This window comes from Streptomyces sp. 796.1 (assembly GCF_047525675.1).
Taxonomy (GTDB): Bacteria; Actinomycetota; Actinomycetes; order Streptomycetales; family Streptomycetaceae; genus Streptomyces.
In genome coordinates this window covers 13,049-31,005 of record NZ_JBLIWA010000008.1, presented here as the reverse complement: position 1 = coordinate 31,005, position 17,957 = coordinate 13,049, and the positions used below count along the sequence as shown (strand labels likewise).

The 17,957-nt window shown below is 72.1% G+C and carries 13 protein-coding genes, 3 tRNA genes and 2 pseudogenes; 4 read left to right on the top strand and 14 right to left on the bottom strand.

What is annotated here, in order from left to right:
* Positions 1-58: 58 nt before the first annotated feature.
* The 6 genes from ACMA1D_RS07600 to ACMA1D_RS07575 all read right to left on the bottom strand — a co-directional run bounded on the left by ACMA1D_RS07600 (position 59) and on the right by ACMA1D_RS07575 (position 2,375).
* The gene (locus tag ACMA1D_RS07600) at positions 59-691 is read right to left on the bottom strand and encodes a TetR/AcrR family transcriptional regulator (RefSeq protein ID WP_414723106.1); all 633 of its coding nucleotides are present in this window, start codon (positions 689-691) and stop codon (positions 59-61) included.
* A 222-nt stretch (positions 692-913) separates the two neighbouring features.
* Complete coding sequence (locus ACMA1D_RS07595; protein ID WP_349993741.1) at positions 914-1,348, bottom strand: MaoC family dehydratase; 435 nt, start codon at positions 1,346-1,348, stop codon at positions 914-916.
* A 5-nt stretch (positions 1,349-1,353) separates the two neighbouring features.
* Positions 1,354-1,806 (bottom strand): MaoC family dehydratase N-terminal domain-containing protein, encoded by a 453-nt coding sequence (locus ACMA1D_RS07590; protein WP_414723105.1) that lies wholly within the window; start codon positions 1,804-1,806, stop codon positions 1,354-1,356.
* Positions 1,807-1,896: 90 nt separating this feature from the next.
* Positions 1,897-2,061, bottom strand: coding sequence for a 50S ribosomal protein L33 (gene rpmG, locus ACMA1D_RS07585; RefSeq protein ID WP_003956487.1), 165 nt, complete (start codon positions 2,059-2,061; stop codon positions 1,897-1,899).
* A 115-nt stretch (positions 2,062-2,176) separates the two neighbouring features.
* Positions 2,177-2,249 (bottom strand) — tRNA-Met (locus ACMA1D_RS07580).
* Positions 2,250-2,302: 53 nt separating this feature from the next.
* Positions 2,303-2,375 (bottom strand) — tRNA-Thr (locus tag ACMA1D_RS07575).
* A gap of 374 nt (positions 2,376-2,749) precedes the next feature.
* Between ACMA1D_RS07575 and ACMA1D_RS07570 the strand changes: the two genes are divergently transcribed.
* Positions 2,750-4,021, top strand: coding sequence for an amidohydrolase family protein (locus ACMA1D_RS07570; RefSeq protein WP_414723104.1), 1,272 nt, complete (start codon positions 2,750-2,752; stop codon positions 4,019-4,021).
* A gap of 357 nt (positions 4,022-4,378) precedes the next feature.
* Here the strand turns inward: ACMA1D_RS07570 and ACMA1D_RS07565 are convergent, their stop codons facing one another.
* Positions 4,379-5,572, bottom strand: coding sequence for a hypothetical protein (locus ACMA1D_RS07565; protein ID WP_414723103.1), 1,194 nt, complete (start codon positions 5,570-5,572; stop codon positions 4,379-4,381).
* A 627-nt stretch (positions 5,573-6,199) separates the two neighbouring features.
* Here ACMA1D_RS07565 and ACMA1D_RS07560 point away from each other — a divergent pair.
* Positions 6,200-6,862, top strand: coding sequence for an NAD(P)H-binding protein (locus ACMA1D_RS07560; protein WP_414723102.1), 663 nt, complete (start codon positions 6,200-6,202; stop codon positions 6,860-6,862).
* Positions 6,863-7,221: 359 nt separating this feature from the next.
* On the opposite strand, the gene ACMA1D_RS07555 is transcribed toward ACMA1D_RS07560, so the two are convergent.
* Positions 7,222-7,303, bottom strand: a tRNA-Tyr gene (locus ACMA1D_RS07555).
* Positions 7,304-7,500: 197 nt separating this feature from the next.
* Between ACMA1D_RS07555 and ACMA1D_RS07550 the strand changes: the two genes are divergently transcribed.
* Both ACMA1D_RS07550 and ACMA1D_RS07545 read left to right on the top strand, forming a co-directional pair.
* Entirely contained in the window at positions 7,501-7,989 is a 489-nt protein-coding gene (locus ACMA1D_RS07550) for a YajQ family cyclic di-GMP-binding protein (RefSeq protein WP_349993747.1), read from the top strand.
* Between the two features lie 169 nt (positions 7,990-8,158).
* Positions 8,159-9,514 carry an HNH endonuclease gene (locus ACMA1D_RS07545; RefSeq protein ID WP_414723101.1) on the top strand — a complete coding sequence of 452 codons (1,356 nt, stop codon included), beginning with the start codon at positions 8,159-8,161 and terminating at the stop codon, positions 9,512-9,514.
* Positions 9,515-9,722: 208 nt separating this feature from the next.
* Here the strand turns inward: ACMA1D_RS07545 and ACMA1D_RS07540 are convergent, their stop codons facing one another.
* The 6 genes and pseudogenes from ACMA1D_RS07540 to nuoK form a co-directional block, all read right to left on the bottom strand.
* Positions 9,723-10,115, bottom strand: a complete 393-nt coding sequence (locus ACMA1D_RS07540) for a YccF domain-containing protein (protein ID WP_414723100.1) — start codon at positions 10,113-10,115, stop codon at positions 9,723-9,725.
* Positions 10,116-10,119: 4 nt separating this feature from the next.
* Positions 10,120-10,977: a zinc metalloprotease HtpX gene (htpX, locus tag ACMA1D_RS07535; protein ID WP_414723099.1), complete on the bottom strand. Its 858-nt coding sequence runs from the start codon at positions 10,975-10,977 to the stop codon at positions 10,120-10,122.
* 523 nt (positions 10,978-11,500) lie between these two features.
* Positions 11,501-12,835, bottom strand: a pseudogene (locus ACMA1D_RS07530) (proton-conducting transporter membrane subunit); the annotation flags it as partial.
* A gap of 419 nt (positions 12,836-13,254) precedes the next feature.
* A pseudogene (locus tag ACMA1D_RS07525) lies at positions 13,255-15,136 on the bottom strand (complex I subunit 4 family protein).
* Between the two features lie 281 nt (positions 15,137-15,417).
* Complete coding sequence (locus ACMA1D_RS07520) at positions 15,418-17,445, bottom strand: NADH-quinone oxidoreductase subunit L (RefSeq protein ID WP_414723098.1); 2,028 nt, start codon at positions 17,443-17,445, stop codon at positions 15,418-15,420.
* A complete protein-coding gene (nuoK, locus tag ACMA1D_RS07515; RefSeq protein WP_349993492.1) occupies positions 17,442-17,840 on the bottom strand; it encodes an NADH-quinone oxidoreductase subunit NuoK in 399 nt (132 codons plus the stop codon). The genes ACMA1D_RS07520 and nuoK overlap by 4 nt, the downstream gene beginning before the upstream one ends.
* Between the last annotated feature and the right edge of the window lie 117 nt (positions 17,841-17,957).

Genomic DNA, 17,957 nt, shown 5'->3' with positions numbered 1-17,957 from the left:
ACGCCCCACGGGCGACGCGGCGCCCGCCCCCTATCCGGCCATTCGACCCGTAGCGCCCTCACCCGACACCGGGTCCACCCGGACCTTCGCCGGCGGCGTCCGGCGGACCGTCCGGCGCCGCTTCCGCCGCGGCCGTGGCGGCGGCCTTGCTGTACTCGTCGAACGTCGCCCAGCACTGGTTGTCACCCGGCACACCCAGCGCGACCAGCACGTTGATGAGCATGCCGCGCGAGAAGAACTGCTCAAGCTCCTCCTCTGACGCGCCGCTCAGCCCCCGGACGACCTCCCACAGGTCCATCCAGCCCTGCCGTACGTACGTGACGATCGCCTCGTCGTCCGTGCCGCCGGCCGTCACGTAGAGCTGCATCTGCATCAGCAGCAACTCGCGGTCGACGATCAGCTTGGAGTAGGCCTCGCCCATCGCCTCCAGCGCTTCTCCCCCGCGCAGCCCCTCCGCGGCGCGCACGAGGGCGTCCGTGGTTCGCTGGAAGCAGAGTTCGGCGGCGGCCTGGAAGAGCGCCTTCTTGTTGGGGAAGAGCCGGAAGAGATACGGCTGGGAAACCCCGACCCGCCGCGCGATGGCCTCGGTCGACGTGCCGCTGTACCCACCCTTGGCGAACTCCGACATCGCCACGCGAACGGCGACCGCACGTCGCTCGTCCGCACTCATCCGGGGTGTGGAGTGCGCCATGCGGGCTAAGTTATTACTCAATAACTTACGCGTCAAGGCGTCCGCGGCCACCCCGGCGCACCACCCCCGCCGGCTGCCGTACGGACGCCGGCGGGTCCGCCGGCACAGCACGACGCCCCCGGCCGGGCGCTGGTGGAACCAGGCGCGGTCGGGGGCGGGTTGCGCGGTTGACCTGCGGCGCGGCCGGGCGCCACGGTACGGCGGGCCCGGCCTGCGGCCGGCTCAGGCCAGCCGCACCACGGCGCGGGAGCGGCCGAGCACCTTCAGTTCGTTGCTGACCGCGGTGAGGTCGACGCGCACCGTACGGGCCTCGTCGTCCAGCTTGGCGCTGACCTTGGCGCTCACCTCGATCAAGGCGCCCTTTTCGTCGTTCGGTACGACGACGGGCTTGGTGAACCGCACTCCGTACTCGGCGATCGCTGCCGGGTCACCCACCCAGTCGGTCACCACGCGAATGGCCACCGCCATGGTGAACATGCCGTGTGCAATCACATCCGGCAGTCCGACCTCCTTGGCGAACTTCTCATTCCAGTGGATCGGATTGAAGTCGCCGGAGGCGCCCGCGTACCGCACCAGAGTCTCGCGGGTCACCGGAAAGGACTGGGCGGGCAGTTCGGTGCCGACCTCGACGTCGTCGTACGCAATCTTCGCTGTCATCTGTCTCACTTCCCGTCAGCGCCACGGGCCACGAGCATCGTGCGCGCGGTCACCACGAGTTCGCCACCCTTATCGTGCACGTCTCCGCGCACGACGAGGATGTCGTTACCTGCCATGGTTCGGACCGACTCAATGGTGGAAGTGACCGATAGCCAGTCCCCCGCCAGGACCGGGCGGACATAACTGAAGCCCTGATCGCCATGGACGACGCGGTTGTAGTCCAGGCCGAGCTGCGGATCGTGCGTGACCTGATGCGCGGCACGGTAGGAGAGGGAGAACACAAAAGTCGGCGGGGCGACCACGTCCCGGTATCCATGGGCCCGGGCCACCTCGGGGTCGGTGTAGATCCCGTTGGTCTCCCCGATCGCCTCGGCGAACTCACGGATCTTCTCGCGGCCCACTTCATACGGTTCGGTGGGCGGATAGGTCCGTCCGACGTAGCCCTCGTCGAGCGGCATCGCTCGCACCTCCTAGACGGTCGTGATCTTGCGGAAGAACGCCACGAGGCCGCCCCCAGGCTGGGAGCGGCCTCGTGAACGAGCCTGAAATTATCGCGTCTCGCGGTGCGCGGTGTGCGAGTTGCAGCGCGGGCAGTGCTTCTTCATCTCAAGACGGTCCGGGTTGTTACGCCGGTTCTTCTTGGTGATGTAGTTCCGCTCCTTGCACTCCACGCAGGCCAGCGTGATCTTCGGGCGGACGTCGGTGGCAGCCACGTGAGTGCTCCTTGAACGTGGGGCCGCCCCAAGGAGTCGGTCCGAGGGGGCGGGTGGATGAACGCATAAAAGAGTAGCCGATCGAAGGACCGACCCCACAATCGGCTACTGTCAGTAGCGGTGACCGGACTTGAACCGGTGACACAGCGATTATGAGCCGCTTGCTCTACCGACTGAGCTACACCGCTGTGATGCGAGGGGCACCTATCTGGCGAACCAGATAGGTAACCTCACACATCAGAGCCCCAATACGGAATCGAACCGTAGACCTTCTCCTTACCATGGAGACGCTCTGCCGACTGAGCTATTGGGGCGAGCGATGAAGACATTACACGCTCTGCCGCCGATCGTGAAATCCGTATCGCCCCGCCAGACGGGTCGCCCCGTGGCCGGCCGGCGCACGTCCCCCGGCACCACACCGGTACGACTATTCGGCTCCTCCTCGAAGCCGTCCCGACCGCGCCCTAGGCTCGAAGCGCGCCGAGTGATCTTGGCGCAGCGCGCCTTTGCGCGCCCGCGCACGCCCCGTCGCCCGTCCGGCCCCCACCCGGGCCGTCACCCGGAACCGCCCCCTGGACCCTCCGCCCCCACCCCTTCGGACGCCACCCGCCCCACGACCGGTCGGCCGAAGAACACCGCAGGTCACGGCCCCTCCCCCGGCCGCACTTCTCGCCACTTCAGGAGCGCGATGCCCGATAGCCAGCCGCAGCCCCCCAGACCCGATGGCGCCACGTCCGACGCCTCCGCGCTGCTGCTCAGCGGTGCCAGGCTCGCGGACGGGCGCACCGTCGACGTGCGGCTCAGTGGCGGTCGCGTCGACGCGGTGGGCACCGCGGGCAGCCTCGCCCCCGGCACCCGCGTGGACCTCAGCGGCTATCTGCTGCTGCCGGCCCCCGTCGAGCCGCACGGCCACGCGAACACGGCCCTCACCGCGGAGGCCGACGGGCCCGCCGCGTACGCCCCCGACGACATCCAGCGCCGCACCACCGAGGCCGCGCTGCTGCAACTCGGCCACGGCGCGACCGCGCTCCGCACCCACGTGCAGATCGGCGACGTGACGGGGCTCGCCCCGCTGGAGGCCGTGCTGCACGCGCGCCGGGCCCTGAACGGGCTGATCGACGTCTTCGCGGTCGCCATGCCGCGGACGCTGACCGGGATCGCCGGCGCCGACGGGCTCGCGATGCTGCGGGACGCGGTGAAGATGGGCGCGTCCGTGGTCGGCGGCTGCCCCGACCTGGACCCCGACCCGACCGGCCACGTCGAGGCCGTACTCGGGCTCGCCGCCGAACACGGCCTCCCCGTCGACCTGCACCTGGACGGCGACGACCCGGCGCTGCTCGCCCGGTTCGCGGCGATGGCCGGTGGGCTACGGCCCGGGGTCACGCTCGGCCCGTGCGGCGGGCTCACGCAGTTGCCGCGCCAGCTCGCCCTGCGCGCGGCCGACCAGTTGGCCGCCGCCGACATCACGGTGTGCTGTCTGCCACAGGCGGAGTGCGGCGCGCTGGAGGAACGGCGCTCGCCCGTCTCACCGTGCGCTCCGGTACGCCTGCTGCGCGCCGCGGGCGTACGGGTCGCCGCAGGCAGCGGCACGCTCCGCGACACCGCGAACCCGGTGGGCCGCGGCGATCCGCTGGAGGCCGCGTTCCTGCTCGCCTCCCGGGAGGGCCTGACGCCGCAGGAGGCGTACGGGGCGGTCAGCGACCGGGCCCGGGCCGCCATGGGACTGCCGGCCGTTCGGGTGGAGGCGGGGTTCCCCGCGGAGTTGCTCGCCGTACGCGGGGAGAGCGTGGCCGGCGCGCTCTCGCTCGCCTACAGCCGGGTGGTGGTGCACCGGGGCCGCGTGGTGGCGCGCACCAGCGCGGTCCGCGAGTACTGCGATTCGGCGGCGGTCGTCGCGCTCGACCTGCCCCGCCAGGCCCGCCCCGACCAGGGCGAAGGCCGCCAGCCGCCGCGTGCTTGAGCAGTCCGCCGCCCCGCGGGGGGTGCTCTGCGCCGGAATGCTCCGGGCGTACGTCGGTGGGGCCGTACGCCCGCGGGGCTTGCTTCCCTACTCCCGTGGGGCCGTACGCCCGTGGGGTCTGCTCCCGACGGGCGTACGGGGCCGTACTCCTGTGGGCCCTGCCCCTGCTCCCGTGGGCCTTGTTCCGTACGCGCCGGCCGGCCCGCCCCGGTTGTGGCCGTGGTCGGCGGAAGGGCGAGCCAGGGGGACGCCAGGCGGGAGCGGTCGTGAGCGGTCGGAAGGTGGTCGCTGACCGGTCGGCGAGGGGACGCGGACCGGTCAGCAGACGATCGTGAACCGGTCTCGGACCGGCCCGGGTCAGCCGTTGGAGTCGAGGCTCAAGCCCACGTCGCTGGCGTCGGCCTCGTCGCCGAAGAGGCTGTCGGACGCGTCGGGACCGCCGTCCAGCGCGTCCGCGCCGAAGCCGTCGGAGAAGAGCGAACCGAGGCCCATCATCAGGTCGTTGACGTCGACCTTCGTGGCGCCGGCCGGGGCGCCGACGTCGGTGGGCTCGTCGAACGCCAACTGCAACGGCAGCTTGTCGCCGCCCTTGGCCGCCAGCTTCGCCTTCAGCTTCTCGTCCAACTGCACCAGGTCCACCGTCGCGCCGCTGAGCTCGCCCTTCTTGAGCGCGAAGTCGACGGTGACCTTGTTGTTCGGGAGCTCCTTGATGTCCTTCGCGGTGGGGAGTTCCTTCGCCCCGCCCGGCAGCTCCTTGGCGATCGGGCGCACCGCGTTGACCAGCGCCGTCACCAGCGGCTGCACCGATGCGGTGGCGCGCACGAGGTCCGCGCCGTCCTTGCTCCCGGCCTTCTCGGTGACGACCTGCCCGGCGAACGCGTTCTTCAGCGACGTCACCAGCTTCTTGCTGGTCTCCGCGCTGAGCGTGGGGTCGCTGCTGGGCTTCTCGGCGCCGGACTCCTCGTCGGCGAGTTCGCCCATGTCGCGCTGAAGCGCCTTGATGTCGGCCATGTCGATCTTGATCCACTTGCCGGCCAGGATCGCCTCGGCGGCCTCGAAACCCTCCGGGAGCTGCCCCTTCAACTCGTCGACGGAGGGCGCGGGCTCGCCGGAGAGCTTGGCGAACTGCGCCAGGTTCATCCGGTAATAGGCCGTATCGCCCACGAGCCGGTACTCGGCGACGTCCCCGCCCGGCCCCGATATCTTGAGCTGGCTGGCCGTCACATCGGCCTCGGACGAGGACTCCAGCGGCTTCTTGGACCGTGTGGAGAACGTCACCTGCGCCTTCGACAGGAACTCGGCCGCCTCCAGCGGCATCGGATCGTCCTTGTCGTCGGCCAGCACCTGGAGGTGCTCGGGCGCCGCGTCGATGGACATCTGCACGGAGATCGAGTCCCGCTCACCGAGCTGGTCGGTGGCGCGCGAAAGGCGCTGACCAGCGGAGAGGTTCTCCTCGCTACCGCAGGCGGTGGAACCGGCTGCGAGCGCCACGGTGCAGCCGACAGCGACCAGGGACTTACGGATGGCGGTAATGGCAGGCTCCTCTTGCATGGCGGCGCGACCGAGGCTGCCCTCCCCGCGCTCCCTCTTGACCACATGTGTTCGCACATGGATCACGATGTGTCCGGCCAGCGGGTCGGCGCCCCGTTGCGCCGCCCTCCACTCGCCGGAAGACATCTGACGCAGAGATGGTACGTACGAGCCACGGCCGTGGCTTCCCCATAACGGCCATCGCGTCCGCGCACGCCGCGTACTTCCCTGTGCTCCCCCACCGGGTTTCGGCGCGCTCCTCCCCACGGTGGAGCGCGCGTTACTCCCCCGAGAGGCCGCCCAAGCATCCGGCGGGAGGCGGGTGCGCGGTGGGTGCGCGGTGGGTGCGCGGTGGGTGCGCGGTGCGGGAGGAAATGGCTGCGGGGGGCCGGGGGGTGCGGCTGTGGGCGCCGCGGGCCGGGGAGGCAGTGGGGGCTCCCGTGCCGGGGATGTGGCTGCGGGGTGCCGCGTCTCGGGAAGGTGACCGTGGGCGGCGCGCCGTCCGCCCGCAGTCCGAAGAGCCCCCGTCCACTCCCCGGGGAGGCCCCGGCCCCTCCCCCGGGAGCAGGCACGGCAACTTCCGGGGCGCGCCGGTGGAGTGGGAGCGGCGGCGGTCGCCCGCCGGTCGGCACGGCGTACGGTCGAAGCATGCGCATTGTCATCGCTGGTGGACATGGTCAGATCGCGTTGCGGCTGGAACGACTGCTCGCCGGGCGCGGGGACGAGGTGGCGGGCATCATCCGCAGACCGGAGCAGGCGGGCGACCTACTGGCCGCGGGTGCCGAACCCGTCGTGTGCGACCTGGAGCACGCGTCGATCGCCGACGTCGCCCAGCACCTGGAGGGCGCGGACGCGGCGGTGTTCGCTGCCGGCGCCGGCCCCGGCAGCGGCGCGGAACGCAAGGAGACGGTGGACCGGCGCGCCGCGGTCCTGTTCGCCGACGCCGCCGAGAGCGCCGGCGTACGCCGCTTCGTCGTCGTCTCGGCGATGGGCGCCGACAGCGAGCCCGCGCCCGACACGGACCCGGTCTTCGCCGCGTACCTGCGGGCCAAGGGTGCGGCCGACGCTGCGGTACGCGCCCGCCCCGCGCTCGACTGGACGATCCTGCGCCCCGGCCGCCTCACCGACGACGCCGGCACCGGCCTGGTCACCCTGGCCGATTCGACCGGCCGCGGCGCGGTCCCCCGCCAGGACGTGGCCGCGGTACTCCTAGCCCTCCTCGACGCCCCGAGCACCGCGGGCCGCACGCTGGAACTCATCGACGGCACGACCCCGATCGCGGAAGCGGTGCGGGCGGCGACTGCGGGTTAGCGCATTCGGGCTGGGCGGGTCCGGGCCGGTGGTCCGGACCCGCCCAGCCCGCGCACGACGCGCTGCCAGCGGGTGCGCCGCCCGCGCGCGATGGGGCGACGCAGCCCGGGCCCGTCCCCGCGCCCCGTACCCCCACGGAGAAATACCGGGGCGAAATGCATGGCACGCCATTCCACGCGCCGCCGCGACAAGACGCGCGAACGGCGACACCAGCGCCTCGGAATTCACGACCATCGAGGTGAACCGACTAGGCGCGAGCACACCGGGGGGAGTCAGGCCATGGGGGATTCCGGGCCGTAGGCACAACAAAACGGCCCCCGATCCGCGTTCCCGCAGATCAGGGGCCGTCTCCCAAAGCGTGGCGGCGCCAGGATTCGAACCTGGGTAGGCTAAGCCGACGGATTTACAGTCCGCTCCCATTGGCCACTCGGGCACACCGCCTGGGATATCGCCAGTAATTCGGCCCTTCGCTTGGTTCGCTCGGGGCTTCCTGGCAACGACGTAAACCATACCCGATACCGGGGGGTGGTCCGCCACCGGGTTGATCGCCGCTGGAGCACGGCCGGGGTAGCTAGGCTGGCAGCGCGGTCCGCCGGGCCGCTTCCCTGACGGATCTACGTACGAGGAGCCAACTCAATATGGCCGACTCCAGTTTCGACATCGTCTCGAAGGTCGAGCGGCAGGAGGTCGACAACGCCCTCAACCAGGCCGCCAAGGAGATCGCGCAGCGCTACGACTTCAAGGGCGTGGACGCCTCGATCGCCTGGTCGGGCGAGAAGATCGAGATGCGGGCCAACGCCGAGGAGCGGGTGAAGGCCGTACTCGACATCTTCGAGACGAAGCTGGTCAAGCGCGGGATCTCGCTGAAGGCGCTGGACGCGGGCGAACCGCAGGCCTCCGGCAAGGAGTACAAGATCACCGCCTCGTTGCAGGAGGGGATCACGCAGGAGAACGCGAAGAAGGTCGCCAAGATCATCCGCGACGAGGGCCCCAAGGGCGTCAAGGCACAGGTCCAGGGCGATGAGCTGCGCGTCTCCTCGAAGAGCCGGGACGACCTCCAGGCCGTCCAGGCCCTCCTCAAGGGCAAGGACCTCGACTTCGCGTTGCAGTTCGTGAACTACCGCTAGCCCCCACCGCCGGGCTGCCGGAAGTCGGCAACGCCCCGACCTCCGACAGCCCGGCGCCCGGTTTGAGCCGGCCCGCCCGAGGCCGCGCACTCGCCCCCACCGCGCCCGGGCCAACGGCTTCGTACCAGGTCAGGGCCGATTGTCAGTGCCTTCCCTTACGGTTCGTGCCATGGCCTTCCAAGACGTCACGCGGGCAGCGGTGCTGTGCGCCATCGAGGAGTGTGACCGGCTGGGGCGAGACGCCTTCCTCCAGTCGTACGGCTTCGGCGCGGCACGCCGACTCCGGCTGTCGCACGAGGGCCGGCTCTACGACTCCAAGGCCATCGTGGGCGCCGCGCACGGCCATCTGCCGGGGCGGTCGGCGCTCGGGCCTAAGGACTTCTCCGGTGGGGTGGCGACGGTGGTGGCGGTGTTGCGGCGGCTGGGATTCACGGTGGTCGAGGCCGAGGAGCCGGCCCAAGCCGCGCCCGCGGCAACCACCGCTACGGCTGTGGCTGTGGAGACGTCCGAGGAGGGCGACGCGGGGCAGCGGACGGCGCAGGAGTACGGCACGTTCGAGGCCGCCATCGCCGAGCTGCGCATGCGGTCGACCGCCCATGGGCCCGCGCTCTACCAGCCGATACTGCTGTTGTGGGCCATCGGGCGGGCCCGGCACGGCGAGGCTCGGCTCGCGCCGTGGAGCACGGTCGAGCGCGAGGTGGGACGGCTGCTGTCCCGGCACGGAGCACGCGGCGAGCGCCCCCGCCCCGACTACCCCAGCGCTGCCCTGCACCACGCCGGCCTGTGGGTCATGCACGACCACCCCGGCACGGCTCCCCGTGCGCACGGGGACAGCACGGTGGCCAAGTGGTTCAGAGACCACCAGCCGCGTACGGGACTGTCCCCCGCGGTGTACGCGACGATGCGCGACTCCGGACCGGACCGCGCGCGCTGCGTGCACATCCTGCTCGCGTACTTCGACGGCGTCTCCGCCGACACCCTGCACGGCCTGCTCGCCGACGTCGGGCTGGGCGACGAGGCGTTCCTTTCACCCCCGCCCGGCCCGTCGCCCCTCCCGGGACAAGCGCCCCGCCCTGCCGCGTCCGCCCGCGCATCAGACGGCGAGCAGGACGCGATACCGCGGGACGTGCTGATCGCCGCGCGGTACGAGCGGCTGTGCCAGCTCGTGGAGCACGACGAACCGGCTCGGCACGGGCAGCGGGTGCCGCGGCAGTCGGAGCAGCCACTGCGTTCGCGGCGGGCGCGTGAGGCGGCGCTGCTCCGTAGCCATGGGCAGTGTGAGAACCCGCGCTGCTCCGGGCAGCCGCAGGACGTGACGGACCGCGGGCAGCCCATCCTTGAGGTCGACCACGTACGGGAGCTGACAGCCGGCGGGCGCGACCACCCTTCGCAGATGGTGGCCCTGTGCCCCAACTGCCATGCGATCAAGACGCGCGGGAGCACGCGCGAGAGCCTACGGGCCGAGTTGGCCGCGGTCGCCGAGCGTCGGCACGACGGCATACGTGCTAGTGCGGTAGGCGCGTAGCGGCGGTCGGCGTGCCTGGTTGGCGTTGGCTGGTGGCTCGGCGGCGGGCGGCCCAGGCGGTAGACGGTCGCTGGCCCGGTGGGCGAAGGGCCAGAAGGGCGGTGGGCCGGTCCGGGCGGGGGAGCGGTGCGGTTCGCGGGGTGTGGGGGCGATGTGCGCGGCAGGTGTGACGGGGTCGGTGCGCCTGCTCCCCCGGCCCGTGGACCAGTCAGCGTGCCGCGAAGGGCTGGTCGGTGGGGACGATCTCGCGGCCCAGCGGGGTCAGGGAGACGGGGATCAGCTTGAAGTTGGCCACGCCCAGCGGGATGCCGATGATCGTGACGCAGAGCAGGAGGCCGGTGATGACGTGGCCCAGCGCCAGCCACCAACCGGCGAGGACCAGCCACAGGACGTTGCCGACGCAGGACGGGGCGCCGGCGTCGCGGCGTTCCACCGCGGTGTAGCCGAAGGGCCACAGTGCGAAGCGGGCGATGCGGAAGGAGGCGATGCCGAAGGGGATGCCGATGATCGTGATGCAGAGGATGAGGCCCGCCAACACATAGGCACAGGCCAGCCAGAAGCCGGACAGGACCAGCCAAATGACGTTCAGGATCGTCTTCATCGGCCTAGTGTCCCGCCATTTTCTCCAGCCGACTGATGCGTTCTGCCATGGGCGGATGCGTGGAGAACAGCTTGGCCATGCCCGCCCCCGGCCGGAACGGGTTGGCGATCATCATGTGGCTCGCCGTCTCCAACCGGGGCTCCGGCGGGAGGGGCAGCGCCTTCGTACCGGCTTCGAGCTTGCGCAGGGCGTTGGCCAGAGCGAGCGGATCGCCGGTGAGCTGTGCGCCCGAGGCATCCGCCTCGTACTCACGGGAGCGGCTGACGGCGAGCTGGATCACTGACGCGGCCAGCGGGCCCAGGATCATGATCAGCAGCATGCCGAGGAAGCCGGGGCCGTCGTCATCGTCGGACCGGCCGATGGGGATCAGCCAGGCGAAGTTCACCAGGAACATCACCACGCTCGCCAGCGCGCCCGCGATGGAGGAGATGAGGATGTCGCGGTTGTAGACGTGGCTCAGCTCGTGGCCGATGACGCCGCGCAGCTCGCGTTCGTTGAGGAGCCGCAGGATGCCGTCGGTGCAGCACACGGCCGCGTTGCGGGGGTTGCGCCCGGTGGCGAAGGCGTTGGGCGCGTCGGTCGGCGAGATGTACAGCCGGGGCATCGGCTGCCGCGCGGCCGTGGAGAGCTCGCGCACCATCCGGTAGAGCTCGGGTGCCTCGAACTCGCTGACCGGCCGCGCCCGCATCGCCCGCAACGCCAGCTTGTCGCTGTTCCAGTACGCGTACGCATTGGTGCCGAGCGCGACGACGACAGCGATGATCAAGCCAGTACGGCCGAACATCCCGCCGATGACGATGATGAGGGCGGACAGTCCCCCGAGGAGCACGGCGGTCTTGAGCCCATTGTGCCGGCGGTGCACGGTACGCCCTCCAAGTGGTACGGCAGGGGGAACCCTTTCGCGGTTTCTCCAGCTTCCAGTGGACCCTCCATCACTGGTCAACGCCAGATGAGAGGTCCTAGTTCCCTTGTGCCGTAGCGCCCGTCGGGTCCACCGCACGGGGATTCCCGGGCAGTGGTCGGCGTCCTACGCGGATGGTCGGTACGGGTGCCGATGCCGCCGCCCAGGGCGTTCGGGCAGGTCACGGCCGGGTGGGTGGTGGGTGCCGAGGTGGCGTGATCATGGCCCTCACGGGCGATGCGCGGGACCTGGCCGTACGGGCCGGCCCCTCATCGACCTCAACCGGCCCGACCCGGCTCACCGGGTGAGTGCCGCCACACCGTGCACGGGGGCGGCCCCGCGGACACCCACCCCCCGCGCGCCGTGCAGTGGTCCGCACGCGCACAGCGGCCAGGCCGAGGGCGCCCGGGGGGGGCGAGGGGCGACCGGGGCGACCGAGGTGGAAGGGTCCGGAGGCGGAGGGGGCTGCGGTGGAGGCGGTCCGTCAGAAGAGTGTTGCCGAGGCGAAGTGCAGGACGAGTTGGGGGGCGCCGGAGAGGGCGATGCCGATGGCGGTGGTCAGGGCGATGGTGGCCAGGAGGGGGGCCGGGATGCGAGGGGTGTCGGAGCCGGCGGTGGGGGCAGTGGGCCGGCGGGTGGCGAGCGCCGTGGGGGTACCGGACGGGGCCTGAGGTGCGTTGTCCGGCCCGTCGGCGGGCGTGGCCTGGCCGGGCGGGGCCGGCGTACCGGGCCGGCCCTCTGCCACCGCGCCGGGGGCGTCTGCGGCGGAGCCGGCCGGGGCGGGGCCTGCCACGGCAGCGGGAGCTGCCGCCGCGGGGGCCCGGAAGAGGGACGCCGTCCACTGGAGGTAGTAGTAGAGCGCGATCACGACGTTGAGTGCCATCACGACGGCGAGCCAGCCCAGCCCCGCGTCGACCACCGCGGAGAAGACCGCGACCTTGGCGAACAGGCCGATGACGCCCGGCGGCAGGCCGGCCAGGCAGAGCAGGAAGAAGCCGAGCGCGAGAGCGGCCAGCGGATGCGTCGCGTACAGGGCGCGGTGGTCGGTGAGGCGGTTGCCCTCGACCTGGTTCTGGCCCGGGCCCTGGCCCGTACGGCCGGCGGGGCGGCGGTGGGCGACGAGGGCGACCACCGCGAACGCGCCGATGTTCACCGCGGCGTACATCAGCGCGTAGGCGACCGTGGCGCCGACGGCGTGTTCGGCGTCCGTGGTGGAGTCCGCGTAGCCGGCGGCGGCGATGGGGACCAGCAGGTAGCCGGCCTGCCCGACCGACGACCAGGCCAGCAGGCGGACGGCACTGTGCGGGTGGTCGGGGCGCTGGCGCAGGGCCGCCACGTTGCCGATCGTCATGGTGAGCGCGGCCAGGACCGCCAGCGCAGGGCCCCAGACGTCTGCGTACGAGGGGAAGGCGCGGACGGTGACGATGATCAGGCCGGTGAAGCCGACCGCCTTGCCGATGACGGAGAGGTAGGCGGCGATCGGCAGCGGCGCGCCGACGTAGGTGTCCGGGACCCAGAAGTGGAAGGGGACCGCCGCGGTCTTGAACGCGAAGCCGATCAGGGTGAGCGCGACGCCCGTCTGGGCGAGGGTCTCCAGGCGCGGGTCGACGTGGGTGAGGCCGTCGGCGACCTTGGCGACGTGCATGCTGCCGGTGGTGGCGTAGACGAAGCTCACGCCGAGGAGCGTGACCGCGGTGGCGGCGACCGACGACAGGAAGAACTTGAGCGCCGCTTCCGACGAGCGCCGGTCGCCGCGGCGCAGGCCGACGAGGGCGAAGGCGGGCAGCGAGGCCACTTCCAGGGCGATGACCAGGGTGGCCAGGTCGCGGGAGGCCGGCAGCAGCGCGGCGCCGGCCGTGGAGGAGAGCAGCAGGAACCAGTACTCGCCCACCGGAAGCTTCTGTTCCGTCACGGCAGGCAGCGACAGCAGGGCCGTCAGCAGCGCGCCGCCGAGCACCAGGAGTTGCAGCGCGACCGTGAAGTCGTCGGCCATGTAGCTGCACACCGAACCGTCGTTGACCAGGCAGAACGTGCTGCGGTCGGTGGTGCGCAGCGGCAGCAGGGACAGGCCGGCGACGGCGAGTCCGGCCACCGAGACCCAGCCGAGCAGCGGCTTGCGGCGCTCGCTCAGGAACAGGTCGGCGACCAGCACGACCAGGCCCACGACGGCCGTGATGGTGGGCGGGGCGATGGCCACCCAGTCGATGGACTGGACGGCGCTCGCGGCGGTGGTGTTCATCAGCTCCCGCCTCCGAGAAGGTGCTGCACGGCCGGGTCGGTCAGGCCCAGGAGGACCGCCGGCCAGAGTCCGGCGATGACGGTGAGGGCGACGAGGGGCGCCCAGGTCGCGAACTCGTGGCCGTGGACGTCGTCGATGGCGCCCGCCGGTCGCACGCCCCCCCCCCCCCCCCCCCCCCCCCCCCCCGCGGCCCGCGCCCGGGTCGGCGGGGTGCGCGCCGGCGGGTTGGGTTGCTGCGGCGGCGGGCGGACCGCCGTCCGCCGTCATGGCCGCCGCGACCGCGGCCGGGACGGCCGCCGGGGTGCCGCCGGCCGCGCCCGTACCCCTGTCGGTCGCGCCGTCGCCGCTGGTCACGGGGGTGGTGCCGGCGTCCGGCTCGCCCATGCAGACCCGGCGTACGACGATCAGCAGGTACGCGGCGGTGAGCAGGGTGCCGAAGGCGGCGAGGGCGAGGAAGGTGAGGTAGGCGGGGCGGCTGAGGCCGGCGGCGGGTTCGTACGCGCCGAACATGGCGAGCATTTCGCCCCAGAATCCGGCGAGTCCTGGCAGTCCGAGCGAGGCGACGGCACCGAAGACGAAGAGGCCGCCCAGCCGTGGCGCCCTGCCGTACAGCGCGGCCCCCGCGGCCCGCGCGCCACCCGCGAGCTGGTCCAGGTCGCTGCTGCCGAACCGCTCCTTGACCGCGCCGACCAGGAAGAACAGCAGCCCGGTGATGAGGCCGTGGGCGATGTTGGCGAACAGCGCGCCGTTGACGCCGGTCGGAGTGAGGGTGGAGATGCCGAGCAGGACGAAGCCCATGTGGCCGACCGACGAGTAGGCGATCAGGCGCTTGAGGTCGGCCTTGGGGCGGGTGGGCGCGAGGGCCGCGGCGGGGCCGACCGCGCTGTCGCCGGTCGAGGTCGGCAACGCCAGCGCGAGGCAGGCGAGCGACCCGTAGAGGATGCCGACGACCGCGAACGCCGCGAGGTACGGGGCGAAGGTGTGGGCGCCGTCCGGCGCGATCGGCAGCACGATGCGGACGAGGCCGTAGGTGCCCATCTTCAGCAGCACGCCGGCGAGGAGTACGGAGCCGACGGTGGGGGCGGCGGTGTGCGCGTCCGGGAGCCAACTGTGCAGCGGCCACATCGGGGCCTTCACGGCGAGTCCGATGCCGATCGCCAACACCGCGATGACCTGCGTGGAGTGGCTGAGCCCGGCCCCGTTGTCAGAGGCGAGTGCCACCATGTCGAAGGTGCCGCCCTTGAGTCCGATGAGGAGGAGGCCGAGCAGCATCACGACGGAACCGAGCAGGGTGTAGAGGATGAACCGCCAGGCGGCGCGCTCGCGTTCGCTGCCGTGCGCGGTGGCTTCGGTCCCCGTGGGCGCGGCGGGGCTCGGTGTGCCCTCCTGGCCGCCCCAGCGGGCGATCAGGAAATACATCGGGATGAGCACCATCTCGAAGGCGAGGAAGAAGAGGATCAGGTCGAGCACGGCGAAGGTGGCGAGGGTGCCGGACTCCAGCACCAGCAGCAGCGCCACGAAGGCCATCGGGGAGGGGCCCGCGGGCATCCGGAAGTAGCTGTAGAGCGCACAGAGGAAGGTGAGCAGCGCCGTCATGACGAGCAGCGGGAGTGAGATGCCGTCGATGCCGAGGTGGATACGGATGTCCAGGGCCGGAATCCACCGGATGTCGGTGGTCGCCTGCATGGCCTCGGGCCGGTCGTGGTCGAAGCCCACCGCGAGGGCGATGGACAGGGCCAGGACGAGGCCGGTGACGGTGACGCCGTGCCGGAGCACGGCCTGCTCCGGGTCGCGCCCGCGCAGCCCGGGCGGGGCGGGCAACAGCGCGGCGACGGCGCCGAGCAGCGGGAGGACGACGACGGCCGCGAGGAGGAGTTGCATCACGTTCTGATTCACCTCAAAGGCTCCTCGGGGTGGCGGCCGTGCGGTGGACGGGCCGGGGCCGGTTGCCCAGGCCGGCCGGGGCCGTGGTGCGCGCGATCAGCCGGGTACGGGGACGGCGTCCGCGCGGGGCGGTGGTACGGGGTGGGCTGGCCACTGCGACGACGCGTACGCGGTGGGCGGGCGCACCATTGCCCACCGGCGCCGGCCGGCCAGCAGCCGCCGGTGAACCGGCCGCGGCGGGGCCAGCGGGGGCCGGTGCGTACGGGGATCGCTGCACGTCAGCCTCCCGTCGCGGTGAGGACGACGGCCACGACGAGGACCAGCGAGCCGGCCAACAGCGCGCTCAGATAGGTCTGGACGTTGCCGGTCTGCGTCCGGCGGACGAGCGTGCCCAGCAGGCCGGGGGCGGTGCCGGCGCCCTTCACGTACGTCTCCACGACCTCGCGGTCCAGGAAGCGCACGAGGTGGGCGGCGGCGCGTACGGGACGGACGAAGACGGCCGCGTACAGCGCGTCCAGGTGGAAGCCGACCGCGGCGTGCCGGTGCAGCGGGCCGAGCAGCAGCCGGCCGGGGTCGGCCGGGTCGGGCGCGGATTCGACGCTGCCGTAGGCCGGTTCGTGGCTGGCGATGGCCTCGGCTTCGGAGACGGCGGGGTCGGCCTGCGGGTGGGCGGCGACGGCGCCGAGCGCCGGCCGGCCGGCGAGCGCGGTGGTGTGCCGCCAGGTCCCGTACGTCATGATCACGCCGACCAGGGCGAGGCCGGTGCCGAGCACGGAGGTGGCCAGGGTCGGGTCCAGGGAGTGGTCGTCGAACCAGCTCGGGAGGCGGCCGACGGTGACGCCGAGCGCGGCGGTGGGCACGAACAGCACCCACAGGACGGCGTTCATGGCCCACGGCTGCTTGCCGTGGTCGGGCGCGGCGGGGCCGCTGCCGCGGAACGCCAGCAGCCACAGCCGGGTCGCGTACCCGGCCGTGAGCAGGGCGGTGAGCAGGCCGGCGATCAGGACGACCCAGCCGACGGCGCCCGGCACGTGGTAGGCGTGGTCGGTGGCGCCGTGCCCGGTGGCCACCGACTCGGCCGCGCCCAGCACGGCCTCCTTGGAGAAGAAGCCGGCGAACGGCGGGATCGCGGCGAGCGCGAGCAGCGCCACGCTCATCGTCCAGTACGCGTCGGGGATGCGCTGGGCGAGGCCGCCCATGCGCGACATGGCGGCCAGCGAGTTCGTCCCGGCGGCGTGGATCACGACGCCGGCGCCGAGGAAGAGCAGGGCCTTGAACGCGCCGTGCGACATCAGGTGGAAGACCGCGGCACCGCGGTCGCCGACGGCGAGTGCGCCGGTCATGTAGCCGAGTTGGCCGACGGTCGAGTAGGCGAGCACCCGCTTGATGTCGTCCTGGGCGAGCGCGGCGAGCGCGGAGCCCACCATGGTGACGGCGGCCAGCACCGCGAGGACGGCCAGGGCTGCGGCCGACGCGGCGAAGACCGGCAGCAGCCGGGCGATGAAGTAGACGCCGGCGGCGACCATCGTCGCGGCGTGGATCAGCGCGGAGACCGGGGTCGGGCCGGCCATCGCGTCCGGCAGCCAGGTGTGCAGCGGGAACTGCGCCGACTTGCCGGCGACGCCGGCGAGCAGCAGCAGGGCGATGAGCGTCGGGTGGTCGAGCGCGAAGCCGCCTGCCTCGCCGGCGCCGGCGGTCAGCCCGGTGTAGATCTCGCTGATCCGGAACGTGCCGGCGTCCGTCGCCAGCGCGAAGATGCCGATCAGGAACGGCACGTCACCGAGCTTGGTGACCAGGAAGGCCTTGAGCGAAGCGGAACGCGCGGCGGCCGTCTCCCAGTAGTGCCCGACCAGGAAGTACGAGCAGATGCCCATCACTTCCCAGCCGACCAGCAGCACGATCAGGTCGTCGGAGTAGACGACCAGCAGCATCGCCGAGGTGAAGAGCGAGACGAGCGCGGCGTACGAGGGGTAGCGCGGGTCCTCGCGCAGGTAGCCGGTCGAGTACGCCTGCACGCAGGTGGCGACGGTGCCGACCAGCACCGCGACCAGGGCCGCGAAGCCGTCGATGTGGAACGCGAGGTCGATCGGGATCGACCCGGTGTCGGTGAGCTTGGTCGCCGCGTCGACCGGGTCGTCTCCGCCCTGTCGGACGGCGACGATGACGGCGAGCACGGCGGCGGCCAGCGTGGGCAGCACGGCGAGCGGCCGGACGAACCCGGGGGCCCGACGGCCGCACAACAGCCCCGCGACGGCGCCGATGAAGGGCAGTACGGGAACGAGGACGGCGGTGGTCGTGATCGTCACGCGGCGGCCTCTCCGCTGGTCAGACGCTTGCCATCGGCGAGGTCGGCGGCATTGTCAGTGGTGGCTGGCATGCTGTCGGCAGCGGTGGGGACATCGGCGAGATCGCGGAGCCTGTCGATGTCCGAGGTGCCGCGGTTGCGGTAGACGAGCAGCACGATGGCGAGGCCGATGCCGATCTCGGCGGCGGCGATGGCAATGGTGAAGAGGGTGAGCGCCTGGCCCGCGTGGAGGGTGTCGCGGAGCCAGACGTCGAAGGCGACCAGGTTGAGGTTGACGGCGTTGAGCATCAGCTCGACGGACATCAGGACGAGGATCGCGTTGCGCCGGGCGAGTACGCCGTACAGGCCGATGCAGAAGAGGAGGACGGCGAGCACAGCGGGATAGACGAGGTGCATCAGCTAGTGCCCTCCCTCGGGGCGCGCTCGGCCTGGTCTTCGCCGGTGGGACCGGTGGAGTCGGTGGGACCGGCGGGCTCGGTACGCGGGCCGGCGGTGTCCGCTTCGGTGGTGGCG